This is a genomic window from Streptomyces sp. NPDC001599, assembly GCF_042893535.1.
In the GTDB taxonomy this organism is placed as follows: domain Bacteria; phylum Actinomycetota; class Actinomycetes; order Streptomycetales; family Streptomycetaceae; genus Streptomyces.
This window is the reverse complement of the sequence record NZ_JBIAVA010000005.1, coordinates 479088-496376: the sequence shown is the minus strand read 5'-3', so window position 1 is coordinate 496376 and position 17289 is coordinate 479088. Positions and strand designations below refer to the sequence as shown.

Sequence of the window (17289 nt, the reverse complement as noted above, 5' to 3'; positions counted from 1 at the left end):
GTTGATAGGCCGGATCTGGAAGCACCGTGAGGTGTGGAGGTGACCGGTACTAATAGGCCGAGGGCTTGTCCTCAGTTGCTCGCGTCCACTGTGTTGGTTCTGAAACCACGAACAATCAGACCGTGTTGGTCACCGGTTGGTTGTCTGTTTCATAGTGTTTCGGTGGTCATAGCGTAGGGGAAACGCCCGGTTACATTTCGAACCCGGAAGCTAAGCCTTACAGCGCCGATGGTACTGCAGGGGGGACCCTGTGGGAGAGTAGGACGCCGCCGAACAATCATTGCGAGGAAACCCCGCACCGGGAACGGTGCGGGGTTTTCTGCGTTCAGGAGTCGTTGAAACGATACTGAACTGGGCGGGGCCACAAGGCCCCGCCTTTTTCTATAGGCGACCTGCGGCCTTGAGTTCCAGGTAGGCGTCCGCGAGTGCCGGAGGAAGCTCGTCCGGGGTCGCGTCGACGACCGTGACGCCGTGCCGGCGGAGCTGGTCGGCGATGTGGCGGCGCTCCGACTGGGCCTGTGCCGCCGCCGCGGCCTCGTACACGGCATCCGTGTGGCCGCGGGCCTCGGCCATGGCAGAGATGTGCGGGTCGGCCACCGAGGCCACGAGGAGCGTGTGGCGCTGGGTCAGCTGCGGCAGGACGGGGAGCAGCCCCTCCTCGATCGGGGCCGCGTCGAGGGTCGTGAACAGGACGATCAGGGACCGTCGAGGGGCCGACCGGAGAGCGGTGGCGGTGAGGCCACGCGCGTCGGTCTCCACCAGCTCCGGCTCCACGGTCGCCAGGGCGTTGACCAGCGAGGGAAGGAGGTCGCCCGCGGTGCGGCCCTGGAGCAGGGCGCGCACCCGGCGGTCGTAGGCGAGGAGATCGACGCGGTCGCCGGCCCGCGAGGCCAGGGCGGCCAGGAGCAGGGCGGCGTCCATGGAGGCGTCGAGGCGAGGGGCGTCTCCCACGCGACCGGCCGAAGTTCGGCCGGTGTCGAGGACGAGCAGGATGTGCCGGTCGCGTTCGGGGCGCCAGGTGCGTACGGCGACGGTGGAGTGGCGGGCCGTCGCGCGCCAGTCGATGGAACGGGTGTCGTCGCCGGGGACGTACTCGCGCAGGCTGTCGAACTCCGTGCCCTCGCCGCGGGTGAGGACGCTGGTGCGGCCGTCGAGTTCGCGGAGCCGGGACAGCTTGGAGGGGAGGTGTTTGCGGCTGGTGAACGGGGGGAGCACACGGACGGTCCAGGGGACCCGGTGGGTGCCTTGGCGGGTGAGGAGGCCCAGAGGGCCGTACGACCGGATGGTGACGCGGTCCGCGTGGCGGTCGCCGCGGCGGGTGGGGCGCAGGCGGGTGGTCACGCGGCGGCGTTCGCCGGCGGGCACTGTCAGGCTGTGGCGTGAGGCCGCCGTTTCGGTGCTGGGCTGCCAGCTGCTGGGCGGCCAGGCGTCGCGCAGGCGGGCCCGGAGCGGGCGCCCCGACGGGTTGGTGACCGTCAGGGTCACGTCGGCGGTGTCGCCCAGACGGGCAGAGGTGTCGCCGGAGCGGGTGAGGCCGAGGCGGCGCACGGGGGCGGCCAGGGCGAAGTCGCAGGCGCAGGCCGCGGCCAGCGGGGCGTTGACCGCGAGGATGCCCGTCCAGCTGGGGTCCCAGATACCGACGGGGACGGAGGCCAGGGCCGCGATGAGCGCGGCGCGTCCGGTGAGTGCCATCAGCGGGGAACGGGGACGTGGGCGAGGATCGCGTTGATCACCGAGTCCGCGGTCACGCCCTCCATCTCGGCCTCCGGACGGAGTTGTACGCGGTGCCGGAGGGTGGGGAGGGCCAGGGCCTTCACGTCGTCGGGGGTGACGTAGTCGCGGCCCGTGAGCCAGGCCCAGGCGCGGGCCGTCGACAGCAGTGCCGTGGCGCCGCGCGGGGAGACGCCGAGGGTGAGCGACGGCGACTCACGGGTGGCGCGGCAGATGTCGACGACGTAGGCGGTGATCTCCGGGGAGACGGTCGTCTTGGCGGCCTCCGCGCGGGCGGCGTCCAGGTCGGCGGCGCTCGCGACGGGGCGTACGCCGGCGGCGTGCAGGTCGCGCGGGTTGAAGCCGGCGGCGTGGCGGGTGAGGACGTCGATCTCGTCCTGGCGGGTGGGGAGGGGGACGGTGAGTTTGAGGAGGAAGCGGTCCAGCTGGGCTTCCGGGAGGGGGTAGGTGCCCTCGTACTCGACCGGGTTCTGGGTGGCCGCGACGAGGAAGGGCTCGGGGAGCGGGCGGGGGGTGCCGTCCACCGTGACCTGGCGTTCCTCCATGGCTTCGAGGAGGGAGGACTGGGTCTTCGGGGGCGTGCGGTTGATCTCGTCGGCGAGGAGGAGGTTGGTGAAGACCGGGCCGGGCTGGAAGGAGAACTCGGTGGTGCGGGCGTCGTAGACCAGGGAGCCGGTGACGTCGCTGGGCATCAGGTCCGGGGTGAACTGGACGCGTTTGGTGTCGAGTTCGGTGGCCGCGGCGAGGGTGCGGACGAGGAGGGTCTTGGCGACGCCGGGGACGCCTTCGAGCAGGACGTGGCCGCGGCAGAGCAGGGCTACGACGAGACCGGTGACGGCGGCGTCCTGGCCGACCACGGCCTTGGCGATCTCGGCGCGCAGGGCTTCGAGGGCGGCGCGGGCATTGCCCGGGGCCGCGGTCTGCCCGGCGTTGTCAGTGGTCGGGTCCATCATGGACGGCGTACCTCTCTTTCGAGGGCGTCGAGTTGGTCGGCGAGTGCGATCAGGGCCGCGTCGTCGCCGGGCGGCGGGCCGAAGAGGAGGGTGTGCAGGGCTTGTCCGTCGCCGTGTGCGCCGTGGAGGTGGGCGGACAGGGCGGGGAGCAGGGACTCGGGCGAGTCCGCCTGGGTGACGGGGACGCCTACGAGAGGGGCGAGGCGGGTGCGGGTGGCGGAGCGAAGAGCGGTGGCGGCGCGGTCGCGGGCGTTCGCCTTGCGGTAGAGGCGGGCGCGGCCTTCGACGGTTTCGGAGGCGCGGATCGCGACGGGGAGTTTTTCGGGCACCAGGGGGCCGAGTCGGCGTGCCCGCCACAGGGCGGCGAGGGCGGCGGCGACGAAGAGTTGGAGGGTGCCCCAGAGCCAGCCGGACGGGAGCAGGTCGAAGAAGCCGCGTTCGTCGTCCGGGTCCGGGAGGTCGGAGAGGGAGGGGAGGTACCAGACCAGGTGGTCGCGGGAGCCGAGGAGTTGGAGGGCGAGCGAGGCGTTGCCGTGCTCGTCGAGGTGGTTGTTGAAGAGGATGTCGCGGGCGCCGAGGACGACGGTGTCGCCCGGGGAGCCCTCGGCGGACGCCTCCGTGGAGGGGTCGGGGATGCGCAGGAGGGTGGCCAGGCGCCGGCTGGGATAGCAGGCGTCGGATTCGAGGTGGGTGCTGTAGCGGATGCCGCCGGTGTCGGCGCTGCCCGCGCGCCGTGCGGCGGGCAGGTCGCAGGCGGGGGCCAGTGTCGAGTCGACGCTGAGCGCGGGGTCGGCGGTGACGCCGGGAGCGAGGCGTTCGACGGCGGGGCCGCCGGGGGCGACCAGGACGGTGCGTCCGCCGGAGCCGGTCGTCGCGGAGTGCAGTCGCGTCTGCTGGCGCTCCGTCAGGAGGTCGGGCACGGCGACCAGCAGGGTGGTGTCGGGTCCGGCCGCGGCCCGCGCTTCGTCCAGGGTGGTGACCACGCGCGTGGAGACCCCCCGGTCGGCGAGGAGTTCGGCGACGGCGCGGCTGCCGTAGGGGTCGGCGGAGCGCGGGTCGAGTTCGCCGTGCCGGGCGTCGGAGCGGACGACCGCGATGGCGACGGCCCCGACGAGCAGCAGGACGAGGGCGAGTGCGATGCCCCGCGCGCGGGTCCACACCTGGCGGGCGGTGGGCGAGGCCGCGGTGGTGGGGAGCGTGGCCTCGGTGGTCATTCGGCGGCTCCCCGGCGGGTGTCCCGGTCCGTGGCGTCGCCCGTGCGGTGGCCGGCCGTGCTGCTCGCCAGGTGCGGTTTGCTGCGGTCCAGGTCGTGGTCGAGTTCGGTGAGGCGCCGGTACGACTCCTCGCTGCCGGGCCGGCCGCCGTACGCGACGTCGTCGAAGTCCCGTGCGGCGGCGCGCAGCCGGTCCTTGTGGTCGGGCAGGGCCCGGCCGGCCTCGGTGGCCGCCTCGTCGGCGGTGCGGCCGGGGCGGATGTCGAGCAGGGCGCGTTCCTCGAGGGCGCGGACGACGGCCCGCATGCGTTCCTGGACGGCCTGGTTCCAGTGTCCTTGGGCGGCGTGTGCCTGGGCGGCGGCGCGGTGGTCGGCGGCGCTGTGGGGACGGTCGTCGAAGAGGACGGGGGCGGAGACGGGTCCGCGGCGCGGGGTGCCCAGGCGCCACCAGAGGGCGCCCAGCACGGCCAGGACGGCCACGACGACGACCACCAGGCCCAGCGTGCCGCCGGGTGTCGCGGTGGACGCCTTGCCGAACAGCTCCTCGATCCAGTCCCAGAAGGCGTTCAGGGCCCGCTGGAACCAGCTGGGGTCGTTCTCGTGGTACATCCGCTTGGACAGCTCGCGCCGGGCGGCGTCGCGCGCGGGGTCGCGCGGGATCGTCACCGGTGGTTCGTCGCCGGAGCGCGACACCGTTCGTGCGGCGGTGCGTGTCAGCACCTCCGTGAGAACTCCCCCCGTCGGACTCACCCCGTCAGCTCCCCGGGACGGCGCCGGAGGCACCGGAGCCCTGCGGGCCGGAGCCCTGGGCCCCGGCGGCGCGGGCCAGTTCGAGGTCGAGGGCCTCGCGGCGGATGCGCTGGTCGATGTAGAGCAGCACGGTCACGCCCGCCGTGATCGGGAACGTGATCATGGAGCCGATCACCGAGCCGATGCCGCTGACGACGAGGAAGGTCCAGCCGAGGTCGCCGGTGCCGTCCAGGAAGCCGCCGACGCCGTCGCCGCCGAGGGTCGCGGCGAGGAAGGCGAAGGGGATGACGATGATCGACGCGACGACGTTGGCGATGACCGTGGCGAGCAGCTGGATGCCGAAGACGCGCCACCAGGAGCCGCGCACCAGCTTCACCGAGCGGCCCATCGCCTTCTTGATGCCCTGCTTCTCCAGCATCAGCGCGGGGGACGCCAGCGAGAAGCGGACCATGAGCCAGACGGCGACGACGCCGCCCGCCAGGAAGCCCAGGGCGGTCAGGGCCACTCCGGCCTCGCCGCCCGCGGTGGCGGTGACGAGGAGACCGGGTGTCATACCGGCCGTGACGAGTCCGGCGACGATGAGGAGCAGCAGGAGGATCAGGCCGAACAGCTTCAGCACCTGGGGGCGGGCGTCGCGCCACGCCTCGCCGGTGGTCACCGGCCTGCCGAGTACGGCGCGGCTGGTGACGGTGGTGAGCAGGGCCGTGGCCAGTACGGTGCCGATCAGGGAGATCAGGAAGATGACCCCCGAGTTGATCGTGGTGTCGGCCAGCGCGTCGCCGAGTTCGCTCAGGGTGGCGTCGGGGTCGTTGAGGGCCTCGCTGCCGGTGTCGTCCAGGACGAGGCCCTGGAGCAGCACGACGATGACCTCGGTGAAGATGGCGACGGTCAGGGAGATGCCGAGGACGGTGCGCCAGTAGGTGCGCATGGTGGAGACGGCACCGTCGAGGATCTCGCCCACGCCGAGCGGGCGGAGCGGGATCACGCCGGGCTTGGCCGCGGGCGGAGGACCGCCCCAGCCGCCTCCCCAGCCGCCGTGTCCACCGGGGGCGCCGTAGCCGCCGTGGCCCCCGCGCGGGCCGCCGTAGCCTCCGTAGCCGCCTCCGGGAGGTCCGGGCGGCGGGGTGCCCCAGCCCGGGCCGGGCGGTGGGGGAGGCGGGGCCTGGCCCCGGTCCGCGGGGCCGGTGGGCGCGGACCACTGGCCGGGGGGCGGCTGCTCCTTGGACCACTTCGTGCCGGGGCTCGTCGGTTCCGCACCCGGCCGGTCCGCGGGCGGCGCGGGCTGATCGGGGCCGGCGGGGCGGTCGGCCGGCCCGGCCGGACCGGACGCGCCGGGCTCGTGCCCGTCGGACGGGGCGGATCCGGGCGATGCCCAGCCCGGAGTGTCGTTCATCGTCGCTCCTTCACGGTGCGCGTCCGCGGTCGCGGCGGCGGGTTGGCGCCCATCGTGCCATGGGGGCGTCGGGTGCGGACCGGGCGCGGTAGGGCCTGCGCACCTTCAATTGTCCGTCGTACAGGGGGCAGACTGACCGCATGGCTGATCAGGACGCGCGAAACGGCGAGGACAAGCGGCCCACCGGGATACCGGCCCTTCGCTGGGAGGAACCCCCCGAGGGTCCGGTGCTGGTGCTGCTGGACCAGACCAGGTTGCCCGCCGAGGAGGTCGAGCTGGTCTGCACGGACCCGGCCGCGCTGGTCGAGGCGATCCGCTCGCTCGCCGTGCGCGGGGCACCGCTGCTGGGCATCGCGGGCGGCTACGGGGTCGCGCTCGCCGCCGTGCGGGGCTTCGAGGTCGAGGAGGCCGCGGCGGCGCTGGCGGGGGCGCGCCCGACCGCGGTGAACCTCGCCGTCGGGGTGCGCCGGGCGCAGGCCGCGCACCGGGAGGCGCTCGCCAGGACCGGTGACACCCGGCAGGCCGCCCGGGCGGCGCTGTCCGCGGCAAGGGCGCTGCACCGGGAGGACACCGAGGCCAGCGCCCGGATGGCCGCGCACGGACTCGCCCTGCTCGACGAGCTGCTGCCCGCCGGAGGGCACCGCGTCCTCACGCACTGCAACACCGGTTCGCTGGTGTCGGGCGGTGAGGGGACCGCCTTCGCGGTGGCGCTCGCGGCGCACCGGTCGGGACGGCTGCGCCGCCTGTGGGTGGACGAAACGCGTCCCTTGCTGCAAGGTGCTCGCCTGACGGCATACGAGGCGGCCCGCAACGACATGGCGTATACCTTGCTCACCGACAACGCGGCGGGTTCGCTGTTCGCGGCGGGTGAGGTGGACGCGGTACTGATCGGCGCGGACCGCATCGCGGCCGACGGTTCGGTCGCGAACAAGGTGGGGAGCTATCCGCTCGCGGTGCTCGCGCGGTACCACCATGTGCCGTTCGTCGTGGTGGCTCCGGTCACGACGGTGGATCCGGACACGCCGGACGGGGCGTCCATCGAAGTGGAACAGCGCCCCGGATATGAAGTGACCGAGGTCACAGCACCTCAGGTGCCGGTGGCGGGAGCGGGAGGCGGGATTCCGGTGGCACCTCTGGGGACCCAGGCGTACAACCCGGCGTTCGATGTGACTCCGCCCGAACTGGTGACGGCGATCGTCACCGAGGAGGGTGTGGTTTCGCCCGTGACGACAGAGGCCCTGGCCTTGCTGTGTGCCAGGTCACGCCAGGTAACGATTAGCTAATGGGATGATGTCGTTTATGAAGGGACGAGTCCTTGTCGTCGACGACGACACCGCACTGGCCGAGATGCTCGGCATTGTGCTGCGTGGTGAGGGTTTTGAGCCGTCTTTCGTAGCCGACGGCGACAAGGCGTTGGCCGCCTTCCGGGAGACCAAGCCCGACCTGGTACTGCTCGACCTGATGCTGCCCGGACGGGACGGCATCGAGGTGTGCCGCCTGATCAGGGCGGAGTCGGGTGTGCCGATCGTGATGCTGACGGCGAAGAGTGACACCGTCGACGTCGTGGTGGGTCTGGAGTCGGGCGCCGACGACTACATCGTGAAGCCGTTCAAGCCGAAGGAGCTGGTGGCCCGGATCCGGGCGCGGCTGCGGAGGTCCGAGGAACCGGCGCCGGAGCAGCTCGCCATAGGCGACCTGGTCATCGACGTGGCCGGTCACTCCGTGAAGCGGGACGGACAGTCGATCGCGCTGACGCCGCTGGAGTTCGACCTGCTGGTGGCGCTGGCCCGCAAGCCGTGGCAGGTGTTCACGCGCGAGGTGCTCCTCGAGCAGGTCTGGGGCTACCGGCACGCCGCCGACACCCGCCTGGTCAACGTGCACGTCCAGCGGCTGCGCTCCAAGGTCGAGAAGGACCCGGAGAAGCCGGAGATCGTGGTGACCGTCCGCGGCGTCGGCTACAAGGCCGGACCGAGCTGACATGGCCAGGGACAGTGCCGCTTCGGCGCCCGGGTCCGGGGCCCGCGCCGGACGGCCTGTCGGCCACCCGAGCGCCGGCTCCCGCCTCTTCGGTCGTGTGCTGGAGGGCGGGCTGCTGCACGGCGGGGTGCAGGGCAGCCCGGTGCTCCGTCTGTTCATGCGCTGGGTGCGCCGTCCCCTGCTGCCGGTCATGCGGCTGTGGCGGCGCAACATCCAGCTCAAGGTCGTCGCCACCACCCTGCTGATGTCGCTGGGCGTGGTGCTGCTGCTCGGCTTCGTGGTGATCGGGCAGGTCCGCAACGGACTGCTGGACGCCAAGGTGAAGGCCTCCCAGAGCCAGGCCACCGGCGGCTTCACGGCGGCCAAGCAGAAGGCCGAGGAGGCGGCGAGCACCAACGGCGACGACGGCACCCCCGCGGACGGGCGTCCCTCGCAGAACGTCATCCAGTGGATGAGCGAGCTGGTGAAGTCGCTCTCCAGCGGTGGCCAGAGCGCCTTCGACGTGGTCACCCTCCCCATGGGCGGGGAGAGCGGCAGCGGACGCGGTCCGCGCGCCTCCGGATCGGTCGACTGGGCGGTGAGCGTCCCCGAGGCCCTGCGCGAGCGGATCGACGGCGACACCGCGGCCGCCCAGAGCTACACCCGGATCGTCTACAACTCCGATCAGCCCTCCCAGCCCGGACTGGTCATCGGCAAGCAGGTCAACGACCCGAACGGCGAGCCGTACCAGCTGTACTACCTCTTCCCGCTCACCCAGGAGGAGAAGTCGCTCAGTCTGGTCAGGGGCACTCTGGCGACCGCCGGGCTCTTCGTCGTCGTGCTGCTCGGGGCCATCGCCTGGCTGGTGGTGCGCCAGGTCGTCACGCCCGTCCGGATGGCGGCGAGCATCGCCGAGCGGCTGTCCGCGGGACGGCTTCAGGAACGGATGAAGGTCACCGGAGAGGACGACATCGCCCGGCTCGGCGAGGCCTTCAACAAGATGGCGCAGAACCTCCAGCTCAAGATCAGCCAGCTGGAGGACCTGTCGCGGATGCAGCGGCGGTTCGTCTCCGACGTGTCGCACGAGCTGCGCACGCCGCTGACGACCGTACGGATGGCGGCCGACGTCATCCACGACGCGCGCGTGGACTTCGATCCGGTGACCGCGCGGTCGGCCGAACTGCTCGCCGACCAGCTGGACCGGTTCGAGACGCTGCTCGCCGACCTGCTGGAGATCAGCCGCTTCGACGCGGGCGCCGCCGCGCTGGAGGCGGAGCCGATAGACCTCAGGGAGGTCGTACGGCGCGTCGTCAGCGGTGCGGAGCCGCTCGCCGAGCGCAAGGGCACGGGGATACGCGTGGTCGGCGACCAGCAGCCCGTCGTCGCCGAGGCGGACGCCCGGCGGGTCGAGCGCGTGCTGCGCAACCTCGTCGTCAACGCCGTCGAGCACGGCGAGGGCCGGGACGTCGTCGTCAAGCTCGCCGCCGCCGGGGGCGCCGTCGCCGTCGCGGTGCGCGACTACGGCGTCGGACTCAAGCCGGGCGAGGCCACCCGGGTCTTCAGCCGCTTCTGGCGGGCCGACCCGGCACGCGCCCGTACCACCGGCGGTACGGGGCTCGGGCTGTCGATCGCCCTGGAGGACGCGCGGCTGCACGGCGGCTGGCTGCAGGCCTGGGGCGAGCCCGGCGGTGGCTCGCAGTTCCGGCTGACGCTGCCCAGGACGGCGGACGAGCCGCTCAGGGGGTCACCGATACCGTTGGAGCCGACGGACTCGCGCCGCAACCGCGGGCTCAACGACGCGGGCCTCGCCGACCCGGCGGTGGCGCGCGGCACGGACAAGTCGGTCGGCGTCCCGGCGCAGGTGCCGGCCGGGCAGGTCTCCGCGGTGTCCGCGCGGGGGCCGATAACGCCGCGGCAGGCCGCGGTGGCACCCACGGCGGATCCGACGGCACTGCCGGGCAACGGCGCGCGCGTGGTGCCGAGGCCCGTGTCGGGCGCGCGGAAGCAGGACGGCGGACCGGCACCGGAGGCGGCGGGCCGCCAGGACGCCGGTCCCGAGGACTCGAGCAGGCAGGGGGAGGCATCTCGTGGGCGCTGACCGCGGGAGGGGCGGTCGGCGGGGGCCGGCACGCGTGGTGGCGTACGCCGTCAGCGGTGTCGTACTGCTGGCCGGATGTGCGGCCATGCCCGACAGCGGGGATCTCAGGGGCGTGGAGTCCACGCCCCGGCAGGACCCGCAGGTGCGGGTGTTCGCGATGCCGCCGCGGGAGGACGCCCCGCCCGCCGACATCGTGCAGGGCTTCCTGGAGGCGCTGACCAGCGACGATCCGCACTATGAGACGGCGCGCAAGTACCTGACCGGCGACGCCGCGAAGAACTGGCGGCCGGACGAGTCGGCGACGGTGCTCGCGGGCGGGCCGGGAACGGAGTCCGACCACTCGGGCAACCGTGAGGACGCCAACGACTACTCGGTCACGCTGACCGGCACCAGGGTCGCCACGGTCGACGCGCAGCAGTCGTACGCGCCGGCCGACGGCGTGTACCGCGAGTCGGTGCACCTCACTCGGGACGGCAAGTCCAAGCAGTGGCGCATCGATTCGCTGCCGCCGGGCGTCGTGATGGGCAAGTCGGACTTCCAGCGCAACTACATGTCGGTCAACCGGTACTACTTCGCCTCGAACACCCCGGTGCGGGCGGACGCCGAGACGGGACCGGTGCGGGAGCCGGCGGCCGTCGCCGATCCCGTCTACGTGCGCCGGCGGGTGGATCCGATGACCCAGGTGGTGCGTTCCCTGCTCAGCGGGCCGACGAGGCTGCTGGGCCCCGTGGTCAGGTCCAGCTTCCCGACCGGGACGGCGCTGGCGAAGAACGCCGGCTCGCTGACACCCGACGACCGCAGCAAGCTGACCGTTCCGCTGAACGACAAGGCGGCGCGGGCCGGCGCGGACAAGTGTGACGAGATGGCCGCGCAGCTCCTGTTCACGCTGCGGAACCTCACCCCGGCGGTGCAGGAGGTCGAGCTGCGCTCGGGCGGTGAGCAGTTGTGTTCGCTCTCCGAGGACCGAGCCGAGACGGTGGCGACGCGCGGTTCTGCGCAGCCGCCCGACTACCTGTACTTCGTCGACGACCAGGACCGCCTGGTACGGATCGCGGCCGGCAGCAACGGGACCCGGGCCGAACCCGTGCCCGGCCCGCTGGGCGAGGGGCAGCAGGCCCTGCGGTCGGTGGCGGTGTCGCGCGACGAACACAGCGCGGCCGGGATCAGTCTCGACAACAAGTTGCTGTACGTCGGTTCGCTGGTGTCGGGCGGTTCGCTCGGCGACCCCGTGCTGACCAGCCAGGGCAAGAAGGAGTCGGACCGGCTGACCCCGCCCAGTTGGGATGCGCAGGGCGACCTGTGGATCGCCGACCGCAACCCGGCCGACCCGCGGTTGCTGCTGCTGAAGGAGGGCGCGGGCGATCCGGTGGAGGTGAGGACCCCGGGCCTCGACGGGCGCGTCCAGGCCGTGCGGGTGGCCGCCGACGGGGTGCGGATCGCGCTCGTCGTGGAGAAGGACGGCAAGCGGTCGCTGCTCATCGGGCGGATCGAACGGGACGGGAAGGCGGGCGACGTGCCCGCGGTCACCGTGCTCGAACTGCGCTCCGCGACCCCCGAGCTGGAGGAGGTCACGGCCATGTCCTGGGCCGGCGACGCGCGGCTCGTAGTGGTGGGGCGCGAGCGTGGGGGCGTCCAGCAGATCGGATACGTCCAGGTCGACGGCTCGACGCCGGAGGCATCGGTGCCCGCGGCCCTGACCGGCGTCAAGGAGATCGCCGCGACCGAGGACGAGCGGCTGCCGCTGGTGGCGTATTCGGAGGACCTCATCGTGCGGCTGCCGTCCGGGCTGCAGTGGCAGAAGGTGAGCGAGGGGACCGCACCGGTCTATCCGGGGTGAGGCCTCCCGTCCGGCCGGGGTGAGGCGTCCGCCGTTTCGTGGTCCGACGGGGTTTTCCACAGAGGGCCGGCCGACGTTTTCCACAGGCCTGGCGGGGCTTCGCGGGCAGGGGCACAGTGGTGGCCATGCGCGGATTGCGGACATGCCTGACACGGCGGACATGGCGGAGAGGGTGGGCGGACCTCACGGACCTGGTGCTGCCCGCCGAGTGCGGCGGCTGCGGCACGGCTCGGGCGGTGCTGTGCCCCCGGTGCCGTACGGCGCTGGGCGGAGCCCCGCCGTGCCGCGTGCGTCCGGAGCCGGAGCCGCCCGGCCTGCCCGCGGTGCATGCGGCGGCGCCGTACGCGGACGAGGTGCGGGCGGCTTTGCTGGCCCACAAGGAGCGGGGCGTGCTCGCCCTCGCGGCACCGCTCGGCGTGGCGCTGGCACAAGCGGTGCGGGCGGGTCTCGGGGCGGCGGGGCCGGACGCCGGTGGCGTGGGGGCCGGTGTGGTGGGGGCCGGAGCGGCAGGTCCCGTCCGGGCACGGGGACCGGTGCTGCTCGTGCCCGTGCCGTCGGCGCGCAGAGCGGTGCGGACACGGGGGCACGATCCGGCGCGGCGGATCGCCCTCGCGGCGGCGGCGGAGCTGCGGCGCACCGGGACGTCCGCCCGGGTGCTCGCCGTACTGCGGCAGCGTCACGCCGTGGCGGACCAGTCGGGGCTCGACGCCCGGCGGCGGCTGGACAATCTCTCCGGCGCGCTGGCGGTGGCTCCGGGCGGCGGCGGGCTGCTGCGCGGCGGTGGGGCGGTCGTCCTGGTCGACGACCTGATGACGACGGGGGCGTCGCTTGCCGAGGCTGCCCGCGCGGTGCGCGCGGCGACGGCTGCCGCCGTTGAGTCGCGGGCGGGGCCGGCTGCGTACGGGACGGAGAGATCGGCCGTGTATCCGGCCGCGGCAGGGGAAGGCAGAGAGGAACGGAAGACCGGACCCCGAATGGCGGGTCCATACGGAGGCGGTGGCGTGATCCGTGAAGCGATCTGCGCGGCAGTGGTCGCGGCTTCACCAGATTCTTTCGAAATAAACCGGAACTGACTGAGAACTTACGTCGTTGCAGGTAATGAGGGAGTCAATTCACCGGAACGGAGGTACGCCGCGGTAGAGGGTGACGACATCCGTCCGGGCGAGATATGTTCGGTTGTGAGGCAAAGCCGCAGGCCACACCTCTCAAATCCGAATGCCGTGCTGCGGGTTTTACCGTCATCACCCGCACCGGTGGAGTGGAGATCCCGCCCACGGGGGAGGAGGTGGACGTCACCGAGTCCGAGGTTTCGGGATGGACCGGAACCTGGTGCAAAAGGGAGATGCTCCGCCGTCGAGCGGAGCGATCCGGGAACGGAGTTCTGCGTGGACATCGTCGTCAAGGGCCGCAAGACCGAGGTGCCCGAGCGGTTCCGGAAGCACGTGGCCGAGAAGCTGAAGCTGGAGAAGATCCAGAAGCTCGATGGCAAGGTGATCAGCCTCGACGTCGAGGTGTCCAAGGAGCCGAACCCCCGGCAGGCCGACCGCTGTGACCGAGTGGAGATCACACTCCGCTCCCGCGGTCCGGTGATCCGGGCGGAGGCGGCGGCGAGCGACCCCTACGCGGCGCTCGACCTGGCGGCGGAGAAGCTCGGCGCACGGCTGCGCAAGCAGCACGACAAGCGCTTCTCGCGCCGCGGCGCCCGCCGGATCTCGGCGGCCGAGGTCGCCGACCACGTACCCGGCGCGGCGACACTCAACGGGAACGGCGACGTCGTCCCGACGGAGAAGCAGGACGGCGTACCCACCAAGAAGATCGGCTCGCTGGAGGTCCAGGGCGACGGTCCGCTCGTCGTCCGGGAGAAGACCCACGTGGCCGCACCCATGTCCCTCGACCAGGCGCTCTACGAGATGGAGCTGGTCGGGCACGACTTCTACCTGTTCGTCGATTCCGAGACGAAGGAGCCCAGCGTCGTCTACCGGCGGCACGCCTACGACTACGGCGTGATCCACCTGACCACGGACACGATGGTCACTCAGGCGCACGCCCCCGACGCGGGCGATGCGCTCGGCGGCTGACACACGCCGCCGGGTGACAGCGGTTCGGTGCCCCTGGAGCGCGTGTGCGCCCCCAGGGGCACCGGTGTGCGACGGTGCGCGAGGGTGTGCGACCCCAGAGCTGCCCGTTCGGTCACCCCGCTGTCGGCCGGGCATGGAATCATGGCGGCAACGGCCCAACCGGTGGGTCGTTGCTCTGGGTTGGCGATGGCTCAGGACCACGTGCCACAGCCTTCAGGGGGAGGAACGATGGCGGACAGTTTCGGACCGATGCGGGGCGCGGGCGTCGACCACGGGATCGACGACGCGGTCGCCGGCATGGGCCCGGACGCGGGCTCCGCACGCGAGGAGCCGATCAGGGTGCTGGTCGTGGACGACCACGCCCTCTTCCGCCGCGGTCTGGAGATCGTGCTCGCGGCCGAGGAGGACATCCAGGTCGTCGGAGAGGCCGGTGACGGCGCCGAGGCCGTGGAGAAGGCGGCCGACCTGCTGCCGGACATCGTCCTGATGGATGTGCGGATGCCCAAGCGGGGCGGTATCGAAGCCTGCACCTCCATCAAGGAGGTGGCTCCCAGTGCCAAGATCATCATGCTGACGATCAGCGACGAGGAGGCCGACCTCTACGACGCGATCAAGGCGGGCGCGACCGGTTATCTCCTCAAGGAGATCTCGACGGACGAGGTGGCCACCGCCATTCGCGCGGTGGCCGACGGACAGTCCCAGATCAGTCCGTCCATGGCCTCGAAACTGCTGACCGAGTTCAAGTCGATGATCCAGCGCACCGACGAACGCCGGCTGGTGCCCGCGCCGCGGCTCACGGATCGCGAGCTGGAGGTCCTGAAGCTCGTCGCCACGGGAATGAACAACCGCGACATCGCCAAGGAACTGTTCATTTCCGAGAACACCGTGAAGAACCACGTGCGCAACATCCTGGAGAAACTCCAGCTGCACTCCAGGATGGAGGCCGTGGTGTACGCGATGCGGGAGAAGATCCTCGAGATCCGGTGAGTTGGTGACCCGGTGAGCCCGTTCCCGGTCAGTCGAGCAGTCGGGCCAGCTCCCGGGTGAGGGGCTCACGCAGATCCGGAGTCTCGACCCGCTCCACCCGTACGTTCGTGCAGTCCACCCAGCTTGCCGCCTCGACGAGTGCCTGGGCCACCGCCGGGGCCGCCTTCGGACCGTCCAGCGTGACCTGCTTGGCGACCAGGGTGCGCCCCTCGCGGGCCGGGTCCACCCGGCCGACGAGCCGGCCGCCGGCCAGGACCGGCATCGCGAAGTAGCCGTGCACCCGCTTCTGCCGGGGTACGTAGGCCTCCAGCCGGTGGGTGAAACCGAAGATCCGCTCCGTGCGCGACCGCTCCCAGATCAGCGAGTCGAAGGGGGAGAGCAGCGTCGTGCGGTGACGGCCCCGCGGGGTCGTCTCCAGAGCCGCGGGGTCCGCCCACGCCGGCCGGCCCCAGCCCGCCACCGTGACCGGCACCAGGCCCGAGTCGGCGATCACCGCGTCGACCTGCTCGGCCTTGAGCCGGTGGTAGTCCGCGATGTCCGCGCGCGTGCCGACGCCCAGGGACTGGCCGGCCAGGCGGACCAGGCGGCGCAGGCACTCCGTGTCGTCCAGGTCGTCGTGCAGCAGCGCGGCCGGGACGGCGCGCTCCGCCAGGTCGTACACCCGCTTCCAGCCGCGGCGCTCCACGCACACCACCTCGCCGTACATGAGCGCGCGCTCGACGGCGACCTTCGTGCCCGACCAGTCCCACCACTCGCTGGTCCTCTTCGCGCCGCCCAGGTCCGTCGCGGTGAGGGGGCCCTCCTCGCGGAGCTGCTTGACGACGCGGTCGTAGTCGCCCTCGGGGAGGTCGTGGTTCCAGTGCGGGCGGTTGCGGTACGCACGGCGTCGGAAGGCGAAGTGGGGCCACTCCTCGATCGGGAGGATGCAGGCGGCGTGGGACCAGTACTCGAAGGCGTGGGTGTCCGTCCAGTAGGCGTCGTCGACGGTCCGGCGGCCGACCGCGCCGAGGCGGGCGTAGGGGATCAGCTCGTGGGAGCGGGCCAGGACCGAGATCGTGTCGAGCTGCACCGCGCCCAGGTGACGGAGGACGCCGCGGACGCCCGCGCGGCGGTCGGGGGCGCCGAGGAAGCCCTGTGCGCGGAGGGCGAGGCGGCGGGCCTCGGCTGCGGACAGTTCCGTGGCGGGGGGCGGGAGGGTCGTCATACGTCCGCACGATAGGGGGTGGGTCTGACAGCGGGGCCCGCGCGTGGTGCGGTGAGGTGCGGTGCGGTACGACGGGGGTGAGGCGCGGTCGGTTCAGGGGCAGCGTTCACGGGTGCCCGGTGTGGGGGCTGGGCCTGGGTGGGGACGCGGCCCGGCGTTGCGGGGTGCCGCTGCGCCCACCCGTGCCGCCCCAGCGGCACGACTGCCCGCAGCGAGGGGGAGGGGGGAGGGGCGGCATGCCCGCAGCTGGGGGGGCGGTGCGGGGCGACTGTCCGCAGTTATGCCGGGGTCGGGAGGTACGGGGACGTGGACGGGAGGGCGAGGTCCGAGGGGAGGAGGGAGCCGATCCAGCAGTCGCGGCGGACGCCCTTGTTGTTGATCGCGGAGCGCAACGTGCCCTCGATGGTGAAGCCCGCGCGCTGGGCCACCGCGCGGGAGGCCGTGTTGCCGACCTCGGCGCGCCACTCCAGGCGGTCCACGGCCCGCTCGGTGAAGGCCCAGCGGGCGGCCGTGACGGAGGCCTCGGTGATGTAGCCCCGGCCGCGGTGCTCCTTGGTGCCCCAGAACCCGATCTCGCCGGTGCCCAGCGAGATCATCGTGACGGCGAGCATGCCCACCAGGTCCCCGGGCGGGAGGAAGAGGCCGAAGGTGAACATCGAGTCGTTCGCCCAGCCGTCGGGGACCATCTGCTCCGTGAAGCCCCGGGCGTGCTCCGGGAGGTAGGGCGAGGGGATCGTCGTCCAGCGCTGGATGTCGGGATCCTGCGCGGCGGCGTACACGGCCTCGGCGTCGCGGGGGCCGACCGTGCGCAGGACGAGGCGGTCGGTGGTGAGCGTGACGGGTTCCATCGGCCGATTCTGCGCGGCGTCCCGTGGAGGCGCCAATATTTTTGCCGTGCGTGAACATCCGGTCACCTCTCGTGCGATTCGCCGGAAGGTGCGGCACCATCCGCGGGGCCCGGACGTTGAAAGGGGTGACGGCAGACAGGGATGCTGGTTGCAGGGAGCGGACGGTCCCCGTCGCAGCAGGCCTCCCGGGGCAGCGGGGTCCTCGCATACGATGGCCGTTGCCCGATCCGTCACAGGAAAC

14 protein-coding genes and 1 rRNA gene are annotated in these 17289 nt (G+C 72.5%); 8 read left to right on the top strand and 7 right to left on the bottom strand.

Features of this window, described 5'->3' with window-relative positions; genetic code table 11:
• The first annotated feature begins 158 nt into the window (after positions 1-158).
• Positions 159-275, top strand: a 5S ribosomal RNA gene (gene rrf / locus ACFYZ3_RS17085).
• A gap of 106 nt (positions 276-381) precedes the next feature.
• On the opposite strand, the gene ACFYZ3_RS17080 is transcribed toward rrf, so the two are convergent.
• From ACFYZ3_RS17080 to ACFYZ3_RS17060, 5 genes are read right to left on the bottom strand one after another with little or no spacing between them, the layout of a single operon-like run.
• A complete protein-coding gene (locus tag ACFYZ3_RS17080) occupies positions 382-1692 on the bottom strand; it encodes a DUF58 domain-containing protein (RefSeq protein ID WP_388517847.1) in 1311 nt (436 codons plus the stop codon).
• The gene (locus ACFYZ3_RS17075) at positions 1692-2681 is read right to left on the bottom strand and encodes an AAA family ATPase (protein ID WP_388517900.1); all 990 of its coding nucleotides are present in this window, start codon (positions 2679-2681) and stop codon (positions 1692-1694) included. The genes ACFYZ3_RS17080 and ACFYZ3_RS17075 overlap by 1 nt, the downstream gene beginning before the upstream one ends.
• On the bottom strand, positions 2681-3898 hold the full coding sequence (locus tag ACFYZ3_RS17070; protein ID WP_388517844.1) for a DUF4350 domain-containing protein: 1218 nt from the start codon (positions 3896-3898) through the stop codon (positions 2681-2683). Before ACFYZ3_RS17070 ends, ACFYZ3_RS17075 begins: the two co-directional genes overlap by 1 nt.
• Entirely contained in the window at positions 3895-4617 is a 723-nt protein-coding gene (locus ACFYZ3_RS17065) for a DUF4129 domain-containing protein (protein WP_388517841.1), read from the bottom strand. Before ACFYZ3_RS17065 ends, ACFYZ3_RS17070 begins: the two co-directional genes overlap by 4 nt.
• A 34-nt stretch (positions 4618-4651) precedes the next feature.
• Positions 4652-6040 carry a glycerophosphoryl diester phosphodiesterase membrane domain-containing protein gene (locus tag ACFYZ3_RS17060; protein WP_388517838.1) on the bottom strand — a complete coding sequence of 463 codons (1389 nt, stop codon included), beginning with the start codon at positions 6038-6040 and terminating at the stop codon, positions 4652-4654.
• A 140-nt stretch (positions 6041-6180) separates the two neighbouring features.
• Here ACFYZ3_RS17060 and mtnA point away from each other — a divergent pair, with 140 nt between their 5' ends.
• From mtnA to ACFYZ3_RS17025, 7 genes are all read left to right on the top strand, one after another.
• On the top strand, positions 6181-7323 hold the full coding sequence (gene mtnA / locus ACFYZ3_RS17055; RefSeq protein ID WP_388517835.1) for an S-methyl-5-thioribose-1-phosphate isomerase: 1143 nt from the start codon (positions 6181-6183) through the stop codon (positions 7321-7323).
• 4 nt (positions 7324-7327) lie between these two features.
• Entirely contained in the window at positions 7328-8017 is a 690-nt protein-coding gene (gene mtrA, locus ACFYZ3_RS17050; RefSeq protein ID WP_003975799.1) for a two-component system response regulator MtrA, read from the top strand.
• Position 8018: 1 nt separating this feature from the next.
• Positions 8019-10094, top strand: coding sequence for a two-component system sensor histidine kinase MtrB (mtrB, locus tag ACFYZ3_RS17045; RefSeq protein ID WP_388517831.1), 2076 nt, complete (start codon positions 8019-8021; stop codon positions 10092-10094).
• Complete coding sequence (locus ACFYZ3_RS17040) at positions 10084-11931, top strand: LpqB family beta-propeller domain-containing protein (protein ID WP_388517828.1); 1848 nt, start codon at positions 10084-10086, stop codon at positions 11929-11931. The genes mtrB and ACFYZ3_RS17040 overlap by 11 nt, the downstream gene beginning before the upstream one ends.
• Positions 11932-12056: 125 nt before the next feature.
• Positions 12057-13004, top strand: a complete 948-nt coding sequence (locus ACFYZ3_RS17035) for a ComF family protein (RefSeq protein WP_388517826.1) — start codon at positions 12057-12059, stop codon at positions 13002-13004.
• A 312-nt stretch (positions 13005-13316) separates the two neighbouring features.
• Complete coding sequence (hpf, locus tag ACFYZ3_RS17030; protein ID WP_016326377.1) at positions 13317-14009, top strand: ribosome hibernation-promoting factor, HPF/YfiA family; 693 nt, start codon at positions 13317-13319, stop codon at positions 14007-14009.
• A gap of 228 nt (positions 14010-14237) precedes the next feature.
• Complete coding sequence (locus ACFYZ3_RS17025) at positions 14238-14996, top strand: response regulator (protein WP_388517823.1); 759 nt, start codon at positions 14238-14240, stop codon at positions 14994-14996.
• Positions 14997-15024: 28 nt separating this feature from the next.
• Here the strand turns inward: ACFYZ3_RS17025 and ACFYZ3_RS17020 are convergent, their stop codons facing one another.
• A complete protein-coding gene (locus ACFYZ3_RS17020; RefSeq protein WP_388517820.1) occupies positions 15025-16200 on the bottom strand; it encodes a winged helix-turn-helix domain-containing protein in 1176 nt (391 codons plus the stop codon).
• Between the two features lie 278 nt (positions 16201-16478).
• Entirely contained in the window at positions 16479-17048 is a 570-nt protein-coding gene (locus ACFYZ3_RS17015; RefSeq protein ID WP_388517818.1) for a GNAT family N-acetyltransferase, read from the bottom strand.
• Positions 17049-17289: the final 241 nt, after the last annotated feature.

Bases quoted from the DNA above. Each gene is read 5' to 3' on its own strand.
- ACFYZ3_RS17025 (WP_388517823.1), top strand. From the start codon at position 14,238: ATGGCGGACAGTTTCGGACCGATGCGGGGCGCGGGCGTCGACCACGGG.
- ACFYZ3_RS17035 (WP_388517826.1), top strand. From the start codon at position 12,057: ATGCGCGGATTGCGGACATGCCTGACACGGCGGACATGGCGGAGAGGG.
- ACFYZ3_RS17060 (WP_388517838.1), bottom strand. From the start codon at position 6,040: ATGAACGACACTCCGGGCTGGGCATCGCCCGGATCCGCCCCGTCCGAC.
- mtrA (WP_003975799.1), top strand. From the start codon at position 7,328: ATGATGTCGTTTATGAAGGGACGAGTCCTTGTCGTCGACGACGACACC.
- mtrB (WP_388517831.1), top strand. From the start codon at position 8,019: ATGGCCAGGGACAGTGCCGCTTCGGCGCCCGGGTCCGGGGCCCGCGCC.
- mtnA (WP_388517835.1), top strand. From the start codon at position 6,181: ATGGCTGATCAGGACGCGCGAAACGGCGAGGACAAGCGGCCCACCGGG.
- ACFYZ3_RS17070 (WP_388517844.1), bottom strand. From the start codon at position 3,898: ATGACCACCGAGGCCACGCTCCCCACCACCGCGGCCTCGCCCACCGCC.
- ACFYZ3_RS17015 (WP_388517818.1), bottom strand. From the start codon at position 17,048: ATGGAACCCGTCACGCTCACCACCGACCGCCTCGTCCTGCGCACGGTC.
- ACFYZ3_RS17075 (WP_388517900.1), bottom strand. From the start codon at position 2,681: ATGGACCCGACCACTGACAACGCCGGGCAGACCGCGGCCCCGGGCAAT.
- ACFYZ3_RS17080 (WP_388517847.1), bottom strand. From the start codon at position 1,692: ATGGCACTCACCGGACGCGCCGCGCTCATCGCGGCCCTGGCCTCCGTC.
- ACFYZ3_RS17020 (WP_388517820.1), bottom strand. From the start codon at position 16,200: ATGACGACCCTCCCGCCCCCCGCCACGGAACTGTCCGCAGCCGAGGCC.